At 72.3% G+C, this 21,840-nt stretch carries 18 protein-coding genes; 15 read left to right on the plus strand and 3 right to left on the minus strand.

Translation table 11 applies throughout. The annotated features are described in order from the left end of the window. Positions 1-161: 161 nt before the first annotated feature. Positions 162-1,292 (plus strand): glycosyltransferase family 4 protein, encoded by a 1,131-nt coding sequence (locus tag ACF09J_RS15060; RefSeq protein WP_392305859.1) that lies wholly within the window; start codon positions 162-164, stop codon positions 1,290-1,292. Between the two features lie 3 nt (positions 1,293-1,295). On the opposite strand, the gene ACF09J_RS15065 is transcribed toward ACF09J_RS15060, so the two are convergent. After that, the gene (locus ACF09J_RS15065; RefSeq protein ID WP_392305860.1) at positions 1,296-2,963 is read right to left on the minus strand and encodes a PucR family transcriptional regulator; all 1,668 of its coding nucleotides are present in this window, start codon (positions 2,961-2,963) and stop codon (positions 1,296-1,298) included. A 116-nt stretch (positions 2,964-3,079) separates the two neighbouring features. Then, positions 3,080-4,882 (minus strand): glycoside hydrolase family 15 protein, encoded by a 1,803-nt coding sequence (locus ACF09J_RS15070; RefSeq protein WP_392306193.1) that lies wholly within the window; start codon positions 4,880-4,882, stop codon positions 3,080-3,082. Positions 4,883-5,399: 517 nt separating this feature from the next. Here ACF09J_RS15070 and ACF09J_RS15075 point away from each other — a divergent pair. The 9 genes from ACF09J_RS15075 to ACF09J_RS15115 all read left to right on the plus strand — a co-directional run bounded on the left by ACF09J_RS15075 (position 5,400) and on the right by ACF09J_RS15115 (position 16,443). Next, complete coding sequence (locus ACF09J_RS15075) at positions 5,400-7,049, plus strand: CTP synthase (protein ID WP_392306194.1); 1,650 nt, start codon at positions 5,400-5,402, stop codon at positions 7,047-7,049. A gap of 85 nt (positions 7,050-7,134) precedes the next feature. Continuing rightward, complete coding sequence (locus ACF09J_RS15080) at positions 7,135-7,761, plus strand: NUDIX domain-containing protein (RefSeq protein WP_392305861.1); 627 nt, start codon at positions 7,135-7,137, stop codon at positions 7,759-7,761. A gap of 160 nt (positions 7,762-7,921) precedes the next feature. Further along, positions 7,922-10,018 carry a tetratricopeptide repeat protein gene (locus tag ACF09J_RS15085; protein WP_392305862.1) on the plus strand — a complete coding sequence of 699 codons (2,097 nt, stop codon included), beginning with the start codon at positions 7,922-7,924 and terminating at the stop codon, positions 10,016-10,018. 135 nt (positions 10,019-10,153) lie between these two features. Then, on the plus strand, positions 10,154-11,278 hold the full coding sequence (ald, locus tag ACF09J_RS15090) for an alanine dehydrogenase (RefSeq protein WP_392305863.1): 1,125 nt from the start codon (positions 10,154-10,156) through the stop codon (positions 11,276-11,278). Positions 11,279-11,678: 400 nt separating this feature from the next. After that, complete coding sequence (locus tag ACF09J_RS15095) at positions 11,679-12,815, plus strand: ParA family protein (RefSeq protein ID WP_100567648.1); 1,137 nt, start codon at positions 11,679-11,681, stop codon at positions 12,813-12,815. Further along, a complete protein-coding gene (locus tag ACF09J_RS15100) occupies positions 12,800-13,369 on the plus strand; it encodes a hypothetical protein (RefSeq protein ID WP_392305864.1) in 570 nt (189 codons plus the stop codon). The genes ACF09J_RS15095 and ACF09J_RS15100 overlap by 16 nt, the downstream gene beginning before the upstream one ends. A 181-nt stretch (positions 13,370-13,550) precedes the next feature. Further along, the gene (locus ACF09J_RS15105) at positions 13,551-14,711 is read left to right on the plus strand and encodes a segregation/condensation protein A (RefSeq protein WP_392305865.1); all 1,161 of its coding nucleotides are present in this window, start codon (positions 13,551-13,553) and stop codon (positions 14,709-14,711) included. Then, positions 14,708-15,382: an SMC-Scp complex subunit ScpB gene (gene scpB, locus ACF09J_RS15110; RefSeq protein ID WP_392305866.1), complete on the plus strand. Its 675-nt coding sequence runs from the start codon at positions 14,708-14,710 to the stop codon at positions 15,380-15,382. The genes ACF09J_RS15105 and scpB overlap by 4 nt, the downstream gene beginning before the upstream one ends. Further along, on the plus strand, positions 15,382-16,443 hold the full coding sequence (locus ACF09J_RS15115; protein WP_392305867.1) for a pseudouridine synthase: 1,062 nt from the start codon (positions 15,382-15,384) through the stop codon (positions 16,441-16,443). The genes scpB and ACF09J_RS15115 overlap by 1 nt, the downstream gene beginning before the upstream one ends. An 87-nt stretch (positions 16,444-16,530) precedes the next feature. Here ACF09J_RS15115 and ACF09J_RS15120 read toward each other — a convergent pair whose 3' ends face one another. After that, entirely contained in the window at positions 16,531-17,034 is a 504-nt protein-coding gene (locus ACF09J_RS15120; RefSeq protein ID WP_392305868.1) for a Rieske 2Fe-2S domain-containing protein, read from the minus strand. Between the two features lie 216 nt (positions 17,035-17,250). On the opposite strand from ACF09J_RS15120, the gene aroH reads away from it, so the two are divergent. The 5 genes from aroH to der all read left to right on the plus strand — a co-directional run bounded on the left by aroH (position 17,251) and on the right by der (position 21,733). Next, positions 17,251-17,613: a chorismate mutase gene (gene aroH / locus ACF09J_RS15125; RefSeq protein ID WP_392305869.1), complete on the plus strand. Its 363-nt coding sequence runs from the start codon at positions 17,251-17,253 to the stop codon at positions 17,611-17,613. Next, positions 17,610-18,695: a prephenate dehydrogenase gene (locus ACF09J_RS15130; RefSeq protein ID WP_392305870.1), complete on the plus strand. Its 1,086-nt coding sequence runs from the start codon at positions 17,610-17,612 to the stop codon at positions 18,693-18,695. The genes aroH and ACF09J_RS15130 overlap by 4 nt, the downstream gene beginning before the upstream one ends. Positions 18,696-18,784: 89 nt before the next feature. After that, the gene (gene cmk, locus ACF09J_RS15135) at positions 18,785-19,480 is read left to right on the plus strand and encodes a (d)CMP kinase (RefSeq protein WP_392305871.1); all 696 of its coding nucleotides are present in this window, start codon (positions 18,785-18,787) and stop codon (positions 19,478-19,480) included. A gap of 77 nt (positions 19,481-19,557) precedes the next feature. Beyond that, entirely contained in the window at positions 19,558-20,181 is a 624-nt protein-coding gene (locus ACF09J_RS15140) for a lysophospholipid acyltransferase family protein (RefSeq protein ID WP_392306195.1), read from the plus strand. A gap of 67 nt (positions 20,182-20,248) precedes the next feature. Then, entirely contained in the window at positions 20,249-21,733 is a 1,485-nt protein-coding gene (gene der, locus ACF09J_RS15145) for a ribosome biogenesis GTPase Der (protein WP_392305872.1), read from the plus strand. Positions 21,734-21,840 lie beyond the last annotated feature (107 nt).

Consider the following 21,840-nt stretch of genomic DNA (forward strand, 5'->3'; position numbering starts at 1 on the left):
ACACCCCGACGGGACAGGAACACCCGTACGTGCTGGCATCCTTGGAACGGGAGCCCTACAGCGAGCGGGGCACGCGGTCGAGTACCTCGACTCGATACCTTCTGTACGTTTCCCCGTAACTTCCCGTACCTGTCCGACGCCGAACCAGGAGCCCCGGCCGCGTGACCCCCGTGAGCAGCCACGTATCGCACGGTCAGTCGACGCTGCGCACCGTGCAGGTGCTCGGCGGAGGCAGCGCGGGCAGCAGCGTGCACGTGCGGTCGCTGGCCGCGGGGCTGGTCGCCCGGGGCGTGCGCGTGACGGTGTGCGCCCCCGCGGAGGCCGACCGCGTCCATGCCTTCACCGGCGTCGGCGCCCAGCACGTGCATGTGCCGCGCAGCAGCGACCCGGTGTCCGTGGCCGCGCTGCGCACGGTCTGCGCGGACGCCGACCTGGTGCACGCGCACGGGCTGCACGCCTCCTTCCGCGCGGTGCTGGCGCTCAGCGGCCGCGGCACGCCCCTCGTCGTCACCTGGCACAACCACGAGCCCGCCGAAGGGGCCCGCGCCCATCTCCTGCGGCTGCTGGAGCGCCGCGTGGTCAGGGCCGCCACCGTCGTGCTCGGCACCACCTCCGAACTCGTCGACCGGGCCCGCGGCCGGGGCGCTCGGGACGCCCGGCTCGCGGCGGTCGCGGTGCCCCGGCCGGCCGGCGGATACGAGCACCCGGACCGTCCGCGCTCCAAGGTGCGCGCCGAACTGGGCGCCACCGACCGGCCGTTGCTCATCTCCGTCGCCTCCCTGGACCCGGGCCGCGGCCATGAGCTGCTGCTGGACGCGGCCCGCGCCTGGCGTCTGCTGGAGCCCGTGCCGCTGCTCGTCGTCGCGGGGGAGGGGCCTTTGCGCACGGAGCTTCAGCGGCGGATCGAGGACGAGGAGCTGCCGGTCCGCCTGCTCGGACGCCGCGGCGACGTCGGTGAGTTGCTCGCCGCCGCCGACGTGGCGCTGCTGCCGAGGAGCTGGGAGGCACGCTCCGTCCTCGCCCAGGAGGCGCTGCACGCGCGCGTGCCGCTCGTGGCGGCGCGGACCGGCGGCATCCCCGAACTCGTGGGCGACGCGGCCGAACTGGTGCCGGACCAGGACCTGGCAGCGTTCGCCGGAGCCGTCATACGACTGCTCGGCGACCCCGAACGCCGCGAGGCGCTGCGGGACTTGGGCACCCAGCAGGCCGCCACCTGGCCCACCGAGGACGACACGGTCGCCCAGGTGCTCAGCGTCTACGACGAGTTGACCCGGCCCCGGCCGCTGACCTGACCCTCAGGGCACGTGCCGACGGGCCCGCAGGGCCAGGCTCAGCGCCAGGACCGTCTGCGGGTCGTCGAGGTCGGTGCCCAGCAACTCCCCGATGCGGGCCAGGCGGTTGTAGAGCGTCTGCCGGTTCAGATGCAGTTCGCGCGCGGTTTCCGCCTTGCGGCCCGCGTGCGCCAGATAGGTCTGGAGGGTGGGCAGCAGCGGCGGCTTCGAGCGCCGGTCGTGGTCGCGCAGCGGGCCGATCGCGCGGCCCACGAAGGCCGCCAGGTCGGGATGGTCGCGCAGCCGCCACAGCAGCAGGTCGATGTCGAGGCGCCGGGCGTCGTACCAGGGCCGGTCCGGCAGCCCCTGTGCCGCCGTCGCCGCCTCCGCCGCGTGCCGCAGGCCCGCCGAGGCGGCCGCCCAGCCGCCCGCCACCCCGACGACCACCACCTCCGGCCGCCCGTCCGGGCGCCGCATCCCGGCCCGTTCCACACCCGCCCGCAGCGCCGCCGCGACCCGGTCCGCGACGGTGGTCCGCTCCGCCTCCGAGCGCAGCCCGACAAGGAGCGGCACCCGGCCCTCGACCGGCCGCACGCCCAGCAGCACCGGCACGCCCACCGAGGCCAGCTCCTCGGCGACCGCGCGGGCCAGCACCGCCCAGCCGCCGGCGCCCGTGCCCGCGCTCGGCCGGGCGGCGCCCCCGGTGGACGCGAGCGCGTCACCGAGCCGCATCACCACGGGCAGCAGCGGGCTGTCGCCCGGCTTGAAACCGAGGACGCGGGCCTGCGCGGGGGCGTCCTCCGCGGCGATACGCCCCTCGGCGAGGTCGGTCAGGAAGTCGCCGCGGCCGCGCGCCGCCAGCTCCTCGTCCTGGCGTGCCTGCATCAGCACCACGGCCAGCAGGCCCGCCGCCCGCTCGGCGGCCATGCGGTGCACCGGGGCCAGCGGCGAGCGGACCGGCAGCAGCACAAGGCGGGCGCGTACCGAGCCGGTGCCGGGGCCGCCGCCGGGCACGTCCACGACGACCGAACCGGCCGGCGGGGCGGCGTCCTTGTGCTGGCCGCGCAGCCCCTCCCACACCTGAAGCGGATCGGCGCCCTCGGGGCCGGAGCCGGCCGCGTACAGCAACTGTCCGTCCGGGGTCTCGAGGAACACCGGGTTGCCGCCGAAGTCGGCCAGGATGCCGAGCACCTGCGGCACGCCGCCGCCGTCGAGCAGTGCCTGCGTGCAGCGGCGGTGCACCTCCTCGGCCCGCTGGAGCAGCGCGTAGTGACCGTTGACGATCTCCGTGTGGATCTCCTCGGTGACCGCCACGAACGGCACCTCGCGGTGCAGCTGGACGAGCGGGAGACCGGCGGTCCGTGCGGTCTCCACGAGGGCGGCGGGCAGGCGGGTGAAACGCGGGCCCAGCTCCACCACCAGGGCCGCGATGCCGCGGTCGGCGAGGGTGCGCACGAAGACACGCTGGTCGGCGGGGCGGGTGCCGAGGCCGTAGCCGGTGGTCAGCAGGAGTTCGCCGCCCTTGAGCAGGGAGGCGATGTTGGGGACCTCGCCGGCGTGCACCCAGCGGACGGTGCGGGTCAGCTTGTCGGCGCCGGCGAGGACCTCGGGGAGGCCGCTGCGGAGGCCGGGCAGTTCGAGGGCGCGCCGGACGGTGATGCCGGTGCCCTCGGTGTCGAATCTGCGGTCCATGAAGCGGACGCTACCTCTGCCCGCGGTACGGCGGCAGCCTCGGGTGGCCGGACCGGTCCGGCCACTGTGAGCTGGGGTGACCGCCGGGCGGGCGCGCTCGCCCGCCCGGCGCCGGGTCAGCCTCCGTAGGCGCCGCTCGCCGTCAGACGCAGGGCCGTGTCGATCAGCGGCACATGGCTGAAGGCCTGGGGGAAGTTGCCCACCTGGCGCTTGCGGCGCGGGTCCCACTCCTCGGCGAGGAGGCCCAGGTCGTTGCGGAGCGACAGGAGCTTGTCGAAGAGCCTGCGGGCCTCGTCCACGCGGCCGATCATCGCCAGGTCGTCGGCCATCCAGAAGGAGCAGGCGAGGAAGGCGCCCTCGTCGCCGGGCAGTCCGTCGACGCCCGCGTGGTCGCCGTCGGTGGGATAGCGCAGGATGAACCCGTCCGTGGTGGACAGCTCGCGCTGGATCGCCTCGATGGTGCCGATGACCCGCTTGTCGTCCGGCGGCAGGAAGCCCATCTGCGGGATGAGCAGCAAGGACGCGTCCAGCTCCCGCGAGCCGTAGGACTGCGTGAAGGTGTTGCGCTCCTTGTCGTATCCCTTCTCGCACACCTCGCGGTGGATGTCGTCGCGCAGCGTCTTCCAGCGCTCCAGGGGGCCGTCGGCCTCCCCGGACTCGATGAGCTTGATGGTGCGGTCGACGGCGACCCACGCCATGACCTTGGAGTGCACGAAGTGGCGGCGCGGCCCGCGCACCTCCCAGATGCCCTCGTCCGGCTCCTGCCAGTGCTTCTCCAGGTACTGGATCAGCTTGAGCTGGAGCAGCGAGGCGTAGTCGTTGCGGGCCAGGCCCGTCATGTGGGCCAGGTGCAGCGCCTCGGTGACCTCGCCGTAGACGTCGAGCTGGAGCTGGTGCGCGGCGCCGTTGCCGACCCGGACCGGAGCGGAGTTCTCGTAGCCGGGCAGCCAGTCCAGCTCCGCCTCGCCGAGTTCGCGCTCGCCGGCGATGCCGTACATGATCTGGAGGTTGTCGGGGTCGCCGGCGACGGCCCGCAGCAGCCATTCGCGCCAGGCGCGGGCCTCCTCGCGGTAGCCGGTGCGCAGCAGCGAGGACAGGGTGATCGCCGCGTCGCGCAGCCAGGTGTAGCGGTAGTCCCAGTTGCGTACGCCGCCGATGTCCTCGGGCAGGGAGGTGGTGGGGGCCGCCACGATGCCGCCGGTCGGGGCGTAGGTCAGGGCCTTGAGCGTGATCAGGCTGCGGATCACGGCCTCGCGGTAGGGGCCGTGGTACGTACAGTGCCCGACCCACTCGCGCCAGAACTCCTCGGTCGCCTCCAGCGACTGCTCCGGCTCCGGCAGCGGCGGCGGCTCCTTGTGCGAGGCCTGCCAGGAGATCGTGAACGCGATCCGGTCACCGGGAGCGACGGTGAAGTCCGCGTACGTGGTCAGCGACTCGCCGTAGGTCTTCGCCGATGTGTCGAACCACACGGAGTCCGGACCGGCCACCGCCACCGTGCGGCCCTCGTGCCGGTGCACCCACGGCACGACCCGGCCGTAGGAGAAGCGCATGCGCAGCGTCGAGCGCATCGGCACCCGACCGCTGATGCCCTCCACGATGCGGATCAGCTGCGGGGCCCCGTCGCGCGGGGGCATGAAATCGGTCACGCGGACCGTGCCGCGCGGTGTGTCCCACTCGGATTCCAGGATCAGCGAGTCGCCGCGGTAGCTGCGCCGGGCCGCGGTGGGCGGCTGGGCGCCGTCCGCGAACGCCGGGCCGATCCGCCAGAAACCGTGTTCCTCGGTACCCAGCAGGCCGGCGAAGATGGCATGGGAATCGAAGCGGGGCAGGCACAGCCAGTCGACTGTCCCGTCCCGGCAGACCAGGGCAGCGGTCTGCATGTCTCCGATGAGTGCGTAGTCTTCGATGCGCCCGGCCACGTGCAACTCCAGTCGAACGGCCACGTCACACCCCACGAAGGGGCTGTCGCTTAGTGCGGTCAAGGGGTGGTTGTAAAGCGTCGTCGAGCGGTGGGGGGAACCGCCGGTCGGCCACGGGGGCAGAACGACAACCCTTGCTCAACGAACTGACGAGCTCTTGTTGTTCCGGGTCATACGGACGGGGGTGGTGCCGTGTTGCCGGCCGGGCTCCTCAGCGAGTGTCCGAGCAGGATACGACGCACGTAGATGATCTGCGTGCCGCTCCGGGCAACCCGGGTGCGCCGAACGAGTGAGCCATGGGTGAGGGACCTGTGAGTGGTACGCGCACGTGTCGGTGCGTGCGCGGAGCGTGGCCGGGAGCCATGCCCGTCAGGCGCTGATACCCTGGTAGCCCGTGGACCGGTGGGCTCGAAACCCCCGAACCGCAGCGACGGCCCTCAGCCGGAACACCCGGGTTCCCCGGACCGGCCGGCCGTACCGCACGACCAACCGCGACCACGGGAGCCCCCTCTTGGCCATGCCGCCGAAATCTACGACGACCAAGCACATCTTCGTCACCGGGGGTGTCGCCTCCTCGCTCGGCAAGGGCCTCACCGCCTCCAGCCTGGGCATGCTGCTGAAGGCCCGTGGCCTGCGCGTGGTGATGCAGAAGCTGGACCCCTACCTCAACGTCGACCCGGGCACGATGAACCCGTTCCAGCACGGTGAGGTGTTCGTCACCAACGACGGCGCCGAGACCGACCTGGACATCGGTCACTACGAGCGCTTCCTCGACCGCGACCTGGACGGCTCCGCCAACGTCACCACCGGCCAGGTGTACTCCACGGTCATCGCCAAGGAGCGGCGCGGCGAGTACCTGGGCGACACGGTGCAGGTCATCCCGCACATCACCAACGAGATCAAGCACCGCATCCGGCGCATGGCCACCGACGAGGTGGACGTCGTCATCACCGAGGTCGGCGGCACGGTGGGCGACATCGAGTCGCTGCCGTTCCTGGAGACCGTCCGCCAGGTCCGCCACGAGGTCGGCCGGGACAACGTCTTCGTCGTGCACATCTCGCTGCTGCCCTACATCGGCCCCTCCGGTGAGCTGAAGACCAAGCCGACCCAGCACTCGGTCGCCGCGCTGCGCAACATCGGCATCCAGCCGGACGCGATCGTGCTGCGCTGCGACCGCGAGGTGCCCACCGCGATCAAGCGCAAGATCTCCCTGATGTGCGACGTCGACGAGGCGGCCGTGGTCGCCTGCCCCGACGCCCGGTCGATCTACGACATCCCGAAGGTCGTGCACGCCGAGGGCCTGGACGCCTACGTCGTGCGCAAGCTGGACCTGCCCTTCCGCGACGTGGACTGGACGACCTGGGACGACCTGCTGGACCGCGTCCACAACCCCGACCACGAGATCACCCTGGCCCTGGTCGGCAAGTACATCGACCTGCCCGACGCCTATCTGTCGGTGACCGAGGCGCTGCGCGCGGGCGGCTTCGCCAACAAGGCCCGCGTGAAGATCAAGTGGGTCACCTCCGACGACTGCAAGACCGCGGCCGGCGCCGAGCAGCAGCTCGCCGACGTCGACGGCATCTGCATCCCGGGCGGCTTCGGCGACCGCGGCGTGCTCGGCAAGGTCGGCGCCATCCGCTACGCCCGCGAGAACCGCATCCCGCTCCTCGGTCTGTGCCTGGGCCTGCAGTGCATCGTGATCGAGGCCGCCCGCAACCTGGCCGGCATCGCGGACGCCAACTCCACCGAGTTCGACCCGGCCACCGGCCACCCGGTGATCTCCACCATGGCCGAGCAGCTGGACATCGTCGCCGGCGAGGGCGACATGGGCGGCACCATGCGGCTCGGCATGTACCCGGCCAAGCTGGCCGAGGGCTCGATCGTGCGCGAGGTCTACGACGGCAAGGAGTACGTCGAGGAGCGCCACCGCCACCGCTACGAGGTGAACAACGCCTACCGCGCGGAGCTGGAGAAGAAGGCGGGCGTCGTCTTCTCCGGCACCTCCCCGGACGGCAAGCTCGTCGAGTACGTGGAGTACCCGCGCGACGTCCACCCCTACCTGGTCGCCACCCAGGCGCACCCGGAGCTGCGCTCGCGCCCCACGCGTCCGCACCCGCTCTTCGCCGGCCTGGTGAAGGCCGCCGTCGAGCGGAAGATCTCCAAGTAGCACGCCCGGCTGTACGGTTGCGGGGGTGCGTACCGTCGAAGGTGCGCACCCCCGTTCTGTTTGCGCACGTCGGAAAGGGCAGGGCATGACGATCAAGGACACCCCGGAGGAATGGGAGATCCGGTCCACGAGCACCCCGTTCGTCGGCGGCAAGACCTCCGTCCGCACCGACGACGTGGTCATGCCCGACGGCTCCGTGGTCACCCGCGACTACCAGGTGCACCCGGGCTCCGTGGCCGTCCTCGCCCTCGACGAGGAGGACCGGGTGCTGCTGATCCGCCAGTACCGCCACCCGGTGCGGCAGCGGCTGTGGGAGATCCCGGCGGGCCTGCTCGACGTGCCCGGCGAGAACCCGCTGCACGCCGCCCAGCGCGAGCTCTACGAGGAGGCCCACGTCAAGGCCGAGGACTGGCGGGTGCTGACCGACGTCTACACCACCCCCGGCGGCTGCGACGAGTCCGTGCGGATCTTCCTCGCCCGGGGCCTGTCCGAGGCGGTCGGCGAGCGCTTCGCTGCGGAGCACGAGGAGACCGACATGGAGCACGCGCGGATGCCGGTGGGCGAACTGGTGCGGGGCGTGCTCGCGGGCGAGTTGCACAACAACTGCCTGGTGGTGGGGGCCCTCTCACTGGTCGCCGCGCGCCAGGGGGACGGGCTGGACGCGCTGCGCCCGGCCGAGGCGCCCTGGCCGGCGCGCCCCTTCGCGTCCTGAACGCACCGCCGACCCTGCGGTGTGACCATCGCCTGATCCGATCGGGCGACGTGTCCGTCGTGCTCCGCACGGTACGTCGCAGAGAGTGAACTAGGCTCTGGAAGCGCCCGGTCCGGAGTCCCGGCGGGCTTGCACGTGCGGTGGGACGGGAGTGTGGCCCGTGACGGATCAGGCGGTGGACGCAGGCGGCGTGGACCTGTCCGGCGGGGATCCGTTCCCCGCGGCCGCGAAGAGTCTTTTCCTGGGCCGCACACGGGAGTTGAAGGAGCTGCGGGCCGACATCGAGCGGACCGGCCTCGACACCCTGACCGGCCGCAAGGCGCCCCGCGCACGCGTCCTGCTGATCGCGGGCAGGCCCGGCTCCGGGCGTACGGCACTCGCCGAGGAACTGGTGGAGCAGGTCGCGCAGCGTTACCCCGGCGGTGTGCTGCGCGCCAGGCTCACCGAGCCCGACGGCACCCCCGTGCCGGTCGAGGCCCTCGCCCGCGACCTGCTCGCCGCCCTCGATCTGCCGAGCCCGCCCGGCGCCGCCGAGGACGACCTGACCGAGGCCCTGCGCACCGCGCTCGCCGAGCGCCGGGCACTGCTCCTGCTCGACGACGCGGCCGGCGCGGACCAGGTCGACGCACTGCTGCCGGACAACGCCGACTGCCTCCTCGTCGCCGTCTCCCGGGGCCCGCTCACCGGGATCGCCGACGTCCGCCCGTGCACCCTGGGCGGCCTGGACACCAAGTCCGGCGTGGAGCTGCTGGCGCAGCGCATCGACCCGGTGCGCATCACCGTCGACCCGCGGGCCGCCGAGAGCCTGGTCGAGGTCTGCCAGGGCCAGCCCGCCGCGCTCACCCTGGCCGGCGGCTGGCTCGCCGCGCACCCCCAGGCGGCCGTCGCCGACCTCGCCAAGCAGCTTCGCACCGACCCCGACGAGGGCTCCGTCCTCGGCCGGGTGCTGCGGTTCGTGCACGGCACCCTGTCCGGCACCGCCGCCAGGCTGCTGCGGCTGCTCTCGCTCGCCCCGGCCGGTGACGTCGACCCGCAGACCGCCTCGGCGCTCGCCGGCTGCTCGGTCGAGGCCGCCCGCGGCTTCCTCGACGACTTCGCCGACCTCGGGGTGCTGCGCGCCGTCCCCTCGTCGCTGCCGTGCTACGAGGTCCCCGGCTGCCTGCACCCGCTCCTGGCGGAGCTCGCCGAGCGCGAGGACCGCCCCGCCGAGCTGCGGCTCGCCCGCGCCCGGATGCTGGAGCGGACCGTGCGGCTGCTCCAGACCTGCCGGGCGATCACCGAGACCGACAGCCCCGAGACCAGGGAGAAGCTCAAGAGCCTGCCTCCCGGGCTGCGCTTCGCCACGCCGCGGGCCGCCGAGAAGTGGCTGCGCGCCCGCAGGCCCGCCCTGCTCGCCGCGGCCCGGCTCGCCGTCGCCGACGGCGAGCTCGACACCCTGGCCCGCCGTCTGATGTCCCAGCTCGTGCGGGCCATGGTGGCGCACATCGGCACCCAGGCCGCGGCCGCCGACCTCTACGGCATCCACATGCTCGTCCTGGACGTGGCCGAGCGGCGGGGACTGCCCCGGGAGAAGGCCGCCGCCCTGCTGAACCTCGCCGACCTGGACGCCCGCACCGGGCGCACGGCCGGGGCACTGGCCCGCTACCGGGCCGCGCTGGACGCCGGACGGGAGGCCGACGACCCGTACGCGATCAGCCGCGCCATGGAATCCGTAGGCAGCTCCCACCAGGAGCTCGGGGACTACGACCGGGCCGCCGACTGGTTCGGCCGGGCCCTGGCGCAGCGGCTGGCGCGCGAGGAGCGCGAGGACGCCGCCCGCCTCTACGGCCGCATCGCCACCGCACACACCTACACGGGCCGCTACGGCGAGGCGCTGCGCAACTGGCGGGCGGCCGCCGCCGCGCACCGCAAGGCGGGCGATGTCGCCGCCCACGCGCGGGCGTTGAGCGAGCTGGCGCGTGTCCAGGAGTACGCCGGGCGGCCCGAGGACTGCCTGCGCACCTGCCAGGAGGCGGTCGAGTGGGCCGGCCACGCCGAGGACGTACGGCTCCAGGCGGCGCTCCAACTGCGGCTCGCCGACACCTTGGAGCGGCTGGGCGACACGACCACGGCGGCCCTGCACCGCGGAGCGGCCCGGCGCCTGCTCGACGCCGAAGTCGAAGAGGTCCCTGCGGCCGAGGACGGCGGCCCGGAGGGCCCATTGACGGAAGACGACGCCAATGCCTGCGAAATCCGCAGTGCATCCACTGAAGATTGATGTAATGAAAGGCTAGACAGAGAGAAAGCCTTCATTAGACTGGTTCTGCCGCTCGTTCCCCTGCGGTGTCGCCTGGTATGCCTGCGCATGCCGGGGTACGTCTGCAATTGCCCCACATTCTCTGAGCCAAGGACCGTGATCGACGTGAAGGTCGGCATCCCCCGCGAAGTCAAGAACAACGAGTTCCGGGTGGCCATCACCCCCGCCGGCGTGCACGAGCTCGTGCGTAACGGCCACCAGGTCGTCGTCGAGCGGAACGCGGGCGTCGGCTCCTCGATCCCGGACGAGGAGTACGTGGCCGCCGGCGCCCGGATCCTCGAAACCGCGGACGAGGTCTGGGCCGGCGCCGACATGGTGCTGAAGGTCAAGGAGCCCGTCGCCGAGGAGTACCACCGCCTCCGCAAGGACCAGATCCTCTTCACCTACCTGCACCTGGCCGCCTCCAAGGAGTGCACCGACGCCCTGCTGGAGTCCGGCACCACGGCGATCGCCTACGAGACCGTCGAGCTCCCCAACCGCGCGCTGCCGCTGCTCGCCCCGATGTCCGAGGTCGCGGGCCGGCTCGCGCCGCAGGTCGGCGCCTACCACCTGATGCGCGCCGCGGGCGGCCGCGGTGTGCTGCCGGGCGGCGTCCCGGGCGTGCCGGCCGGCGAGGCCGTCATCATCGGCGGTGGCGTCTCCGGCTGGAACGCCGCGCAGATCGCCATCGGTCTGGGCTTCCACGTGACCCTCCTGGACAAGGACATCAACAAGCTCAAGGAGGCGGACAAGATCTTCGGCACGAAGATCAAGACCGTCGTCTCCAACGCCTTCGAGCTGGAGAAGGCCTGCGTCGAGGCCGACCTCGTGGTCGGCGCCGTGCTCGTCCCGGGCGCCAAGGCCCCGAAGCTGGTCAGCAACGAGCTGGTGTCCCGGATGAAGGCCGGAAGTGTCCTTGTCGACATCGCGATCGACCAGGGTGGCTGCTTCGAGGACTCCCACGCGACCACGCACGCCGAGCCGACGTTCAAGGTCCACGAGTCGGTGTTCTACTGCGTCGCCAACATGCCGGGCGCGGTGCCCAACACCTCCACCTACGCGCTGACCAACGCCACGCTGCCGTACATCGTCGAACTCGCCAACCGCGGCTGGGTGGAGGCGCTGCGCCGTGACGCGGCGCTGGCCAAGGGCCTCAACACCCACGAGGGCAAGGTCGTTTACCGCGAGGTCGCGGAGGCCCACGGCCTGGAGCACGTCGCGCTTGAGGCCCTGCTCGGCTGAGCGGGTCGCCAAGTCGCCAAGGTGTGAAAGGCGATACGTCAACTCGTGTCGTCAACCTCGCACGACCGGCCGGACCTTGTCCCACAAGGTCCGGCCGGATGTGTGTATGGTCACTTCGCCGCACTCGGTCAACTCGCCTCGAACGCAACCATTCGACCGATTCACGCACCGGTGGAACCTGCCGTGCGACGCTCGTACGCCCTTGACAGAGGGATGTTCCATTACCGACACATCGGGCCGGGTCCGGCGGATTGTGTTGCTGCGGACCGCCGACACGCCATAGAGTCGCCAATCGTCGGCATGGTGCCACGCTGACCTGTCTAGAAGTCCCCTGGTCACCAAGGAGGTAAGACGACTTGTGAATGAGTCGACATTTTCTCCCGGGGGTGGTCAACCAGGAATGCCTGCGCCGGGCCAGGGCCCCACGCGGCTCGAGGCTGTCGGCTCCGTTGCTGTGCGCACCTTCGCAGCCCACCAGAGTCACCGGACAACAGGAGTGACTCAGCCAGCACCCCCAAGCATGGATGGCCATCACGTGAACGCCATGGCCGGCGACGGAAGTGGCGCGCCCCACAACCACTTCGCCGACTACGACGAACTGCCCGACGGGCACTTCTACGACCCCGACGCCGAGTACGAGCCCGACCCCGAGTACGCGGCCACGCTCGCGCCCGACGCGGCCCGCCAGCGCCGTGAGCGCATCGGCCCGACCGGACGCCCGCTGCCGTACTTCCCGATCCCGGGTCCGCTGACCGACCACGGCCCCGCGAAGATCATCGCGATGTGCAACCAGAAGGGTGGCGTCGGCAAGACCACGTCGACCATCAACCTGGGTGCCGCGCTCGCGGAGTACGGCCGCCGTGTCCTGCTCGTGGACTTCGATCCGCAGGGCGCGCTGTCGGTGGGTCTCGGCGTCAACCCCATGGAGCTCGACCTCACCGTCTACAACCTGCTCATGGAGCGGGGCATGTCCGCGGACGAGGTCCTGCTGAAGACGGCGGTCCCCAACATGGACCTGCTGCCCAGCAACATCGACCTGTCGGCCGCCGAGGTCCAGCTCGTGAGCGAGGTCGCGCGCGAGTCGACGCTCCAGCGCGCCCTGAAGCCGCTGATGGACGACTACGACTACATCGTCATCGACTGCCAGCCCTCGCTCGGCCTGCTCACCGTCAACGCCCTCACGGCCGCGCACAAGGTGATCGTGCCGCTGGAGTGCGAGTTCTTCGCGCTGCGCGGTGTGGCCCTGCTGACCGAGACCATCGAGAAGGTCCAGGAGCGCCTCAACCCGGAGCTGGAGCTGGACGGGATCCTGGCCACGATGTACGACTCGCGCACCGTGCACAGCCGCGAGGTGCTGGCACGTGTCGTCGAGGCGTTCGACGACCACGTCTACCACACGGTCATCGGACGCACGGTCCGCTTCCCGGAGACCACGGTCGCCGGTGAGCCGATCACCACGTACGCCTCCAACTCCGTCGGTGCCGCCGCCTACCGCCAGCTCGCCAGGGAGGTGCTCGCCCGGTGTCACGCCGAGTGAGTCTGCCGGGGGCCGACGAACTGTTCCGTACGACAGGGGGAATGGCGCTCCAGCCGTCCACTCCCCGGCGCCAGGCAGGAGGAGAGGCCCGGGTGCCCGCCCCCGCGGCGGAGAGCGACGCGACCGCCGCGGCGGAGGACGCGCCGCAGTCGGTGCCCGCGCAGGGCGGCGACGGCGAGGGCGCGGAGCACGTGGCGGTGGACGCGGGACCGACGGACACGGGCGAGTCCCGCAGCCGGTCCACGACCGCGGAGCGCCCCGCGCGGCGTTCGGCGGCGCCGCAGGAAGGTTCTGCCGCCGCGCAGCCGCGCAAGCGGGGCCGCGGCGCGGCACGCCGGCCCAGCGGCCGGGAACGGCACGACGAGAAGATCACCGTGTACGTGTCCGCCGAGGAGCTCATGGACCTCGAGCACGCGCGCCTGGTGCTCCGCGGCGAGCACGGGCTCGCCGTGGACCGCGGCCGCATCGTCCGCGAGGCGGTCGCCGTGGTGCTGGCCGACCTGGAGTCCCGCGGCGAGGCAAGCATCCTGGTACGGCGGCTGCGCGGCCGCTAGGGGCTGCCAGACACCTGCCCGCGGCGTCGCGGCGCCTGTCACGCACGCTCGCACGCACCAGACACCGCTCCCTCTCCCGCGCTCAAGTGTCAGACACCCCCTGGGCCCTCTCGTCCGGACCATGCCGGGCTCGCGGGCCCTGGCCGTCCGAGCCGCCGGCAGGCGGTAGCCTGCGACGGCCATGACCTCGAACGACGCTCCCACCCCCACCGGCCGCCGGCGCGCCCTGGGCCGCGGCCCGGGAACGGCACCCGCTTCCCCGGCCCACCAGGCCGCACCGCCGATCACGTCTGCGCCCGAGGTCACCGAGCAGCCGTCGGCGCCTGCGCCCCAGGACGAGCGTCCCGAACCGCCGGCCGAGTCGCCGGGCCCCATGCCCGCACCCGGGGCTGCCGAGGAGCCTCCCGGGCCTTCGGCGGAACTCCCCGAGGGCGCCCCGGCGGGCCCGCTCGCCGAGCGGCTCGCCGAGCCGGCGACCCCGGGTGCGGACGCGGAGTCCGCGCCGGAAGCCGGCGACGGGGTGTTCAAGGTTCGGTTGGTCAACTTCGAGGGACCGTTCGACCTGCTGTTGCAGCTGATCTCCAAGCACAAGCTCGATGTCACCGAGGTCGCTCTGTCCAAGGTCACCGACGAGTTCATGGCACACATCCGGGCCATGGGACCGGACTGGGACCTGGACCAGACAACCGAGTTCCTCGTCGTGGCCGCCACCCTGCTCGACCTCAAGGCGGCCCGGCTGCTGCCCGCGGCCGAGGTGGAGGACGAGGCCGACCTCGCCCTCCTGGAGGCCCGCGACCTGCTGTTCGCACGGCTGCTCCAGTACCGCGCGTACAAGCAGATCGCCGACATCTTCAGCCGCCGGATGGACGAGGAGGGCCGGCGCCACCTCCGTACCGTGGGGCTGGAGCCCCACCACGCCGAGCTGCTGCCCGAGGTCGTCATCAGCATCGGCGCGGCCCGCTTCGCCGAACTCGCGGTCAAGGCGATGCAGCCCAAGCCCAAGCCGCAGGTGTACGTCGACCACATTCACGCGCCGCTTGTCAGCGTGCAGGAGCAGGCGGGGATCGTGATCGCGCGGCTGCGGGAGCTCGGTGAGGCCGGGTTCCGGGAGCTGGTGGCGGACACCGACGACACGCTCACCGTCGTGGCCCGCTTCCTGGCCCTGCTCGAGCTGTACCGGGAGAAGGCCGTGGCCCTGGACCAGGAGACCGCGCTCGGCGAGCTGACCGTGCGCTGGACCGGCGGTGACGGGGACGAGACGCCCGCGGTGACGGACGAGTTCGACCGTCCGCCCGAGGTGCCCGAGGAGTCCGAGGAGCGCGAGGAGGAGAAGAAGGCGTGAGCGAGGAGACCACCGGCCCGTCCACGGGCCCGACCACCGTCGCCGGCCTCGACCTGAAGCCCGCCCTGGAGGCCGTCCTCATGGTCGTGGACGAGCCCGCGACCGAGGAGCACCTGGCGAAGATCCTCCAGCGGCCCCGGCGGCGGATCGCGGACGCGTTGCGCGAACTGGCCGACGAGTACACCGTCCAGGGACGCGGCTTCGAGCTGCGGCTGATCGCCGGCGGCTGGCGCTTCTACACCCGCCCCGAGTACGCGGCCGCCGTCGAGGGCTTCGTCCTGGACGGCCAGCAGGCCCGGCTCACCCAGGCCGCCCTGGAGACCCTCGCCGTGGTCGCCTACCGCCAACCGGTCAGCCGCAGCCGCGTCTCGGCCGTCCGCGGAGTCAACTGCGACGGCGTCATGCGCACCCTGCTCCAGCGCGGTCTGGTCGAGGAGGCGGGCGCGGAACCCGAAACAGGTGCGATCCTGTACACGACGACGAACTACTTCCTGGAGCGGATGGGCCTGCGCGGTCTGGACGAACTCCCGGAGCTCGCGCCCTTCCTCCCGGAGGCGGAGGCGATCGAGGCCGAGACCCAGGAGGGCGTACCGTCGTTCGACCCGGACGCTCCCGATGACGCGCCGGGCGCAGACGACGACCACACGACGAACACGACGACGGAACTTTGATGCGAAGCAGCGGCAGCGGCAGGAACGGCGGGCGCGGCGACTACCGCGGTGCCGGCAACAAGAGGGACGAGCGGCAGGGGCAGGGCCGCCCCCGCAAGCCCCGACCCGAGGAGCGCCGCTACGACGTCGGCCCCGGCGCGACGAAGGACGGCCCCAAGGCCGGGCGCGGCGGAGCGGCGCGCGGTGGCGCCAAGGGCGGCCCCAGGCAGCCCCAGCAGGGCGGCCGTACGGCTCCGGCCCGCTCCCGCGAGTACGAGACGCGGATGGAGGAGCGCAACCGCGAGCGGTACGCCGGCAAGAAGGAGGTCAAGCTGCCCAAGACCTTCCCCGGCGCCGAGCAGGAGGGGGAGCGGCTGCAGAAGGTGCTCGCCCGCGCGGGATATGGTTCGCGGCGCGCCTGCGAGGAGCTGATCGAGCAGGCCCGTGTCGAGGTGAACGGCGAGATCGTCCTGGAGCAGGGGCGCCGGGTCGACCCGGAGAAGGACGAGGTCAAGGTCGACGGGCTGACCGTGGCCACGCAGTCGTTCCAGTTCTTCTCGCTGAACAAGCCCGCCGGTGTGGTCTCCACCATGGAGGACCCGGAGGGCCGCCAGTGCCTCGGTGACTACGTCACCAACCGCGAGACGCGCCTCTTCCACGTCGGACGGCTCGACACCGAGACCGAGGGCGTGATCCTGCTCACCAACCACGGCGAGCTGGCGCACCGGCTGACCCACCCGAAGTACGGCGTGCGCAAGACCTACCTCGCGCACATCGTCGGCCCCATTCCGCGGGACCTGGGCAAGAAGCTCAAGGACGGCATCCAGCTGGAGGACGGCTACGCGCGCGCGGACCACTTCCGGGTGGTCGAGCAGACCGGCAAGAACTACCTCGTGGAGGTCACCCTCCACGAGGGCCGCAAGCACATCGTGCGCCGCATGCTGGCCGCCGCGGGCTTCCCGGTCGACAAGCTCGTCCGCACCGGCTTCGGCCCCATCACCCTCGGCGACCAGAAGTCCGGCTGGCTCCGCCGACTGTCGAACACCGAGGTCGGCATGCTGATGAACGAGGTCGACCTCTAGGCCTGTTGTTTGGCCGACGCGTGGCGGACACGGCGCAGAGGGTCCGCCACGCGTCGGTGATCGCGCTCCGCGGGAGCCGGGAGCGGGTCACAGCAGTCGGACGGAGTTTCCCTCGACCTTGATCTGCTTGGTGGGGAGGGGGCTGATCGCCGGACCGTGGGCCACCGAGCCGTCGGCGATGCGGAACCTGCTGCCGTGGCAGGGGCAGTCGATCGTGCCGTTGGCGACCTTGTTCACCGTGCAGCCCTGGTGCGTGCAGATCGCCGAGAAGGCCTTGAACTCGCCCTTCTTCGGCTGCGTGACCACCACCTTCTGCGCCGCGAAGACCTTGCCCCCGCCCACCGGGATGTCCGCCGTGCTCGCCAGTTCGGGACCGGCGGCGGTCCCCTCTGTGGTCAGGGAGTCCGCCGCCGGGTGGGAGGCCTCGGAGGCGGGTGACGCCTCCGAGGGGGAGGCCGTCTCCGGCGGAGAGGTCGTCTCCTTGGCGGGTGACGTCTCCGAGTTGCCGCTGGTGTTGGTGCCGCAGCCCGCCGCCACGAGCGCCACCGCACTCGTGGCGAGCACCGTGCGCCGCGTAGAGCCCTGGGTCATGTCATCACTCCGGGGGTTCCGGGGGAGGGGAAGAGCTCCGAGCGGAGCAGCAGCAGTTTCGCATCGAACACGATGATCTCGAAGCAAATCGGAGCGGTGCGCGATAAACCACCCGTTTCCCCTGCCGTCTCAGCCGACGGGCGCCGCCCCCCGCCCTCCGCGGTCTGACTAGGCTGGATGTCCGAGACCCGATTCACAGCAGCAAGGAGCAGCGCCGTGGCGGTACGAGCGGTCCGGGGAGCCGTCCAACTCGAACGGGACGAGGCCGGCCACATGGACGAGCAGGTGGGTGCGCTGCTCACCGCCGTCCTGGAGCGGAACGGCCTCACCGCCGAGGACCTGATCAGCATCTGGTTCACGGCCACCCCCGACCTGCACAGCGACTTCCCGGCCGCCGCGGCCCGCAAGCTCGGCATCGTCGACGTACCGCTGATCTGCGCCCAGGAGCTGGACATCGAGGGGGCCATGCCCCGTGTGGTGCGCGTCCTCGCGCACATCGAGTCGGACCGGCCGCGCGCCGAGATCGCGCACGTCTACCTCGGCGCGGCGGCCGCCCTGCGCAAGGACATCGCCCAGTGAGAAACGCACTCGTCATCGGCACCGGGCTGATCGGCACCTCGGCCGCCCTGGCCCTCGTCCAGCGCGGGGTGGTCGTGCACCTCGTCGACCACGACCCGGAGCAGGCCCGTACGGCCGCGGCGCTCGGCGCGGGCACGGACGCCGCCCCGGACGGCCCGGTCGACCTCGCCGTCGTCGCCGCGCCGCCGGCGCACGTGGCGGAAGTGCTCGCGGACGCCATGCGCCGCGGCGCGGCCCGCGGCTACCTGGACGTGGCCAGCGTCAAGGGCGGCCCGCGCCGCGAGCTGGAGGCGATGGGCCTGGACCTGTCCGGCTACATCGGTACGCACCCCATGTCGGGCCGCGAGAAGTCGGGACCGCTGGCGGCGACCGCCGACCTCTTCGAGGGCCGCCCCTGGGTGCTGACCCCCACCCGGGACACCGACACCGAGGTCCTCAACCTGGCGCTGGAGCTCGTCTCGCACTGCCGGGCGGTCCCGGTGGTCATGGACGCCGACGCCCACGACCGGGCCGTGGCCCTCGTCTCGCACATGCCCCACCTGGTCTCCAGCCTGGTCGCCGCCCGCCTGAAGAACGCGGAGGAGGCGGCCGTACGGCTGTGCGGGCAGGGCATCAGGGACGTGACCCGGATCGCGGCCTCCGACCCGCGGATGTGGATCGACATTCTGTCCGCCAACCCGGGACCGGTCGCCGACCTGCTTTCCGACATCTCCACCGACCTGGAGGAGGCCGTGCAGGCCCTGCGCGCCCTCCAGTCCTCCGACGAGGCCAAGCGCCGCGAGGGCGCCACCGGCATCGAGGACGTGCTGCGGCGGGGCAACGCCGGCCAGGTCCGGGTCCCCGGCAAGCACGGGTCCGCGCCGCGGGTGTACGAGGTCGTCGCGGTCCTCATCGACGACCAGCCCGGGCAACTGGCGCGCATCTTCGCGGACGCGGGGCTGGCCGGGGTCAACATCGAGGACGTGCGCATCGAGCACGCCACCGGGCAGCAGGCCGGTCTGGTGCAGCTCATGGTCGAGCCGAAGGCGGCACCGGTCCTGACCTCCGCCCTGCGGGAGCGGGGCTGGTCCATCCGCCAGTAAGAGGGTGTCCGGGAAGCCAGTAACCTTGTGCGGGGCGCCCTCGCGTCCCGCACACCACCCACCACCCTTCACCAGGAAGGTGCCCCGCTGTGGAAATCGGCGCCGCCCGGACCGCCCAGCCCGTGATCGTCGCCATCGACGGCCCCTCCGGCACGGGCAAGTCGAGCACATCGAAGGCCGTGGCCACGAAGCTCGGTCTGAGCTATCTGGACACCGGCGCCCAGTACCGGGCGATCACCTGGTGGATGGTCACCAACGGGATCGACATAGAGGACCCCACCGCCGTCGCCGCGGTGGCCGGCAAGCCCGAGATCGTCTCCGGTACCGACCCCGCCCACCCGACGATCGCCGTCGACGGCGTGGACGTGGCCGGTCCGATCCGCACCCAGGAGGTCACCGCCAAGGTCAGCGCGGTCAGCGCCGTACCGGAGGTGCGGACCCGGATCACCGAGCTCCAGCGCTCGCTGGCCACGTCCGCCGAGACCGGGATCGTCGTCGAGGGCCGCGACATCGGCACCACCGTGCTGCCGGACGCCGACCTGAAGATCTTCCTCACCGCCTCCCCGGAGGCGCGCGCCGCCCGGCGCAGCGGCGAGCTCAAGGGCTCCGACGTCCACGCCACCCGCGAGGCCCTGATCAAGCGGGACGCGGCCGACTCCAGCCGCAAGACCTCCCCGCTGGCCAAGGCCGGCGACGCGGTCGAGGTGGACACCACCGAGCTGACGCTGGCACAGGTCGTCGAGTGCGTGGTCACCCTCGTCGAGGAGAAGCGGGCCGCGAAGTGAGCCGTCCGCCGGAGCCCGCGGCGGGCCCGCCGTCGGAGCGCGGTGCCGACGTCGGCCGGCGGATCGGCGTCGGGCTGATGTACGGGCTGTGGCGCCCGCGTGTGCTGGGTGCCTGGAAGGTGCCCGCCACCGGCCCGGTGATCCTCGCGGTCAACCACGCGCACAACGTCGACGGCCCGATGGTCATGGGTGTGGCACCCCGTCCGGTGCACTTCCTGATCAAGAAGGAGGCGTTCGTCGGCCCGCTCGGCTCCTTCCTGACCGGCATCGGCCAGCTCCAGGTGGACCGGCACTCCGCGGACCGTTCGGCGATCACGCGGGCGCTCGGCGTCCTGAAGCAGGGTGGCGTCCTCGGGATCTTCCCCGAGGGCACCCGCGGCGACGGCGACTTCGCCTCCCTGCGGGCCGGGCTCGCCTACTTCGCGGTCCGCAGCGGCGCGCCGATCGTCCCGGTGGCCGTGCTGGGAAGTTCCGAGCGGCGCGGACGGTTGATGAAGGGACTGCCTCCGCTGCGCCACCGGGTCGACGTCGTCTTCGGCGAGCCGTTCGAAGCGGGCGACGACGGCGGGCGCCGCACGCGCCAGGCCCTGGACGAGGCCACCGAGCGCATCCAGAAGCAGCTCAGCGACCACCTGGAAAACGCCAGGCGACTGACCGGTCGCCAGGGCCTGTCCGCCCGACAGGCGCTGGGCGACACTTGAGTAGTGGATCACCGCGAACCGGCGGTGGTTCACCGATCACCACGATGAACGACGAGGTACGGACTTCATGAACGACGACATCCAGCCCGACGGCTCGGCCGAGCACGAGTACGAGCACGGGGCGCTCGGCGACGTCGAGTACGCGGAGTTCGTGGAGCTCGCCGCGGAAGAGGGCTTCGACATCGAGGACGTCGAGGGCGCCATCGAGGCCGCCGGACACGGCCCGCTGCCCGTTCTCGCCGTGGTGGGCCGCCCCAACGTCGGCAAGTCGACTCTGGTGAACCGCATCATCGGCCGCCGCGAGGCGGTGGTCGAGGACAAGCCGGGCGTCACCCGCGACCGCGTCACCTACGAGGCCGAGTGGGCGGGCCGCCGCTTCAAGGTCGTCGACACCGGCGGCTGGGAGCAGGACGTCCTCGGCATCGACGCCTCCGTGGCCGCGCAGGCCGAGTACGCCATCGAGGCCGCCGACGCGGTGGTGTTCGTCGTCGACGCCAAGGTCGGCGCCACCGACACCGACGAAGCGGTCGTACGGCTCCTGCGCAAGGCGGGCAAGCCGGTGGTGCTGTGCGCCAACAAGGTCGACGGCCAGAGCGGCGAGGCGGACGCCGCGTACCTGTGGTCGCTCGGCCTCGGCGAGCCGCACCCGGTCTCGGCCCTGCACGGCCGCGGCACCGGCGACATGCTGGACCGCGTCCTGGAGGCACTCCCCGAGGCGCCGCGCGAGACGTTCGGCGGGGGCGGCATCGGCGGCCCGCGCCGGGTGGCCCTGATCGGCCGCCCGAACGTCGGCAAGTCCTCGCTGCTGAACAAGGTGGCCGGCGAGGAGCGCGTCGTCGTCAACGAACTGGCCGGCACCACCCGCGACCCGGTCGACGAGCTGATCGAACTGGGCGGCAAGACCTGGAAGTTCGTCGACACCGCCGGTATCCGCAAGCGCGTCCACCTCCAGCAGGGCGCCGACTACTACGCCTCGCTGCGCACCGCGGCCGCCGTCGAGAAGGCCGAGGTCGCGGTCATCCTGATCGACGCCTCCGAGTCCGTCTCGGTGCAGGACCAGCGGATCATCACCATGGCCGTGGAGGCGGGCCGCGCGCTCGTCATCGCGTACAACAAGTGGGACACCCTCGACGAGGAGCGCCGCTACTACCTGGAGCGGGAGATCGAGACCGAACTCGCGCAGATCGCGTGGGCCCCTCGCGTCAACGTCTCGGCGCGCACCGGACGGCACATGGAGAGGCTGGTCCCGGCGATCGAGACGGCGCTGGCCGGCTGGGAGACCCGGGTGCCGACCGGCCGTCTGAACGCCTTCCTCGGCGAACTGGTCGCCGCCCACCCGCACCCGATCCGGGGCGGCAAGCAGCCGCGCATCCTGTTCGGCACCCAGGCCGGCACCAAGCCGCCGCGGTTCGTGCTGTTCGCCTCCGGGTTCATCGAGGCCGGCTACCGGCGGTTCATCGAGCGACGGCTGCGCGAGGAGTTCGGCTTCGACGGCACCCCGATCCACATCTCGGTGCGCGTGCGCGAGAAGCGCGGCGCGAAGAAGAAGTAGCGGCGGCGGGGGCCGGGGGGGCGCCCCCCCCCCGCCCCCCCCCCCCCCCCCCCCCCGCCCCAAAACCCCCCCCCCCCCGCCCCCAACCCCACCCGCAGGGCCTCGCC

Origin of the sequence: Streptomyces sp. NPDC014889, assembly GCF_043081205.1 — a bacterium.
Classification (GTDB): domain Bacteria; phylum Actinomycetota; class Actinomycetes; order Streptomycetales; family Streptomycetaceae; genus Streptomyces.

What these genes read in the sequence shown, in the direction of transcription:
- ACF09J_RS15065 (WP_392305860.1), bottom strand. Translation starts at nt 2,963, where the DNA reads ATGGACCGCAGATTCGACACCGAGGGCACCGGCATCACCGTCCGGCGC.
- ACF09J_RS15075 (WP_392306194.1), top strand. Translation starts at nt 5,400, where the DNA reads ATGCCGCCGAAATCTACGACGACCAAGCACATCTTCGTCACCGGGGGT.
- ACF09J_RS15080 (WP_392305861.1), top strand. Translation starts at nt 7,135, where the DNA reads ATGACGATCAAGGACACCCCGGAGGAATGGGAGATCCGGTCCACGAGC.
- ACF09J_RS15095 (WP_100567648.1), top strand. Translation starts at nt 11,679, where the DNA reads ATGCCTGCGCCGGGCCAGGGCCCCACGCGGCTCGAGGCTGTCGGCTCC.
- ACF09J_RS15105 (WP_392305865.1), top strand. Translation starts at nt 13,551, where the DNA reads ATGACCTCGAACGACGCTCCCACCCCCACCGGCCGCCGGCGCGCCCTG.
- ACF09J_RS15115 (WP_392305867.1), top strand. Translation starts at nt 15,382, where the DNA reads ATGCGAAGCAGCGGCAGCGGCAGGAACGGCGGGCGCGGCGACTACCGC.
- ACF09J_RS15120 (WP_392305868.1), bottom strand. Translation starts at nt 17,034, where the DNA reads ATGACCCAGGGCTCTACGCGGCGCACGGTGCTCGCCACGAGTGCGGTG.
- ACF09J_RS15140 (WP_392306195.1), top strand. Translation starts at nt 19,558, where the DNA reads ATGTACGGGCTGTGGCGCCCGCGTGTGCTGGGTGCCTGGAAGGTGCCC.
- der (WP_392305872.1), top strand. Translation starts at nt 20,249, where the DNA reads ATGAACGACGACATCCAGCCCGACGGCTCGGCCGAGCACGAGTACGAG.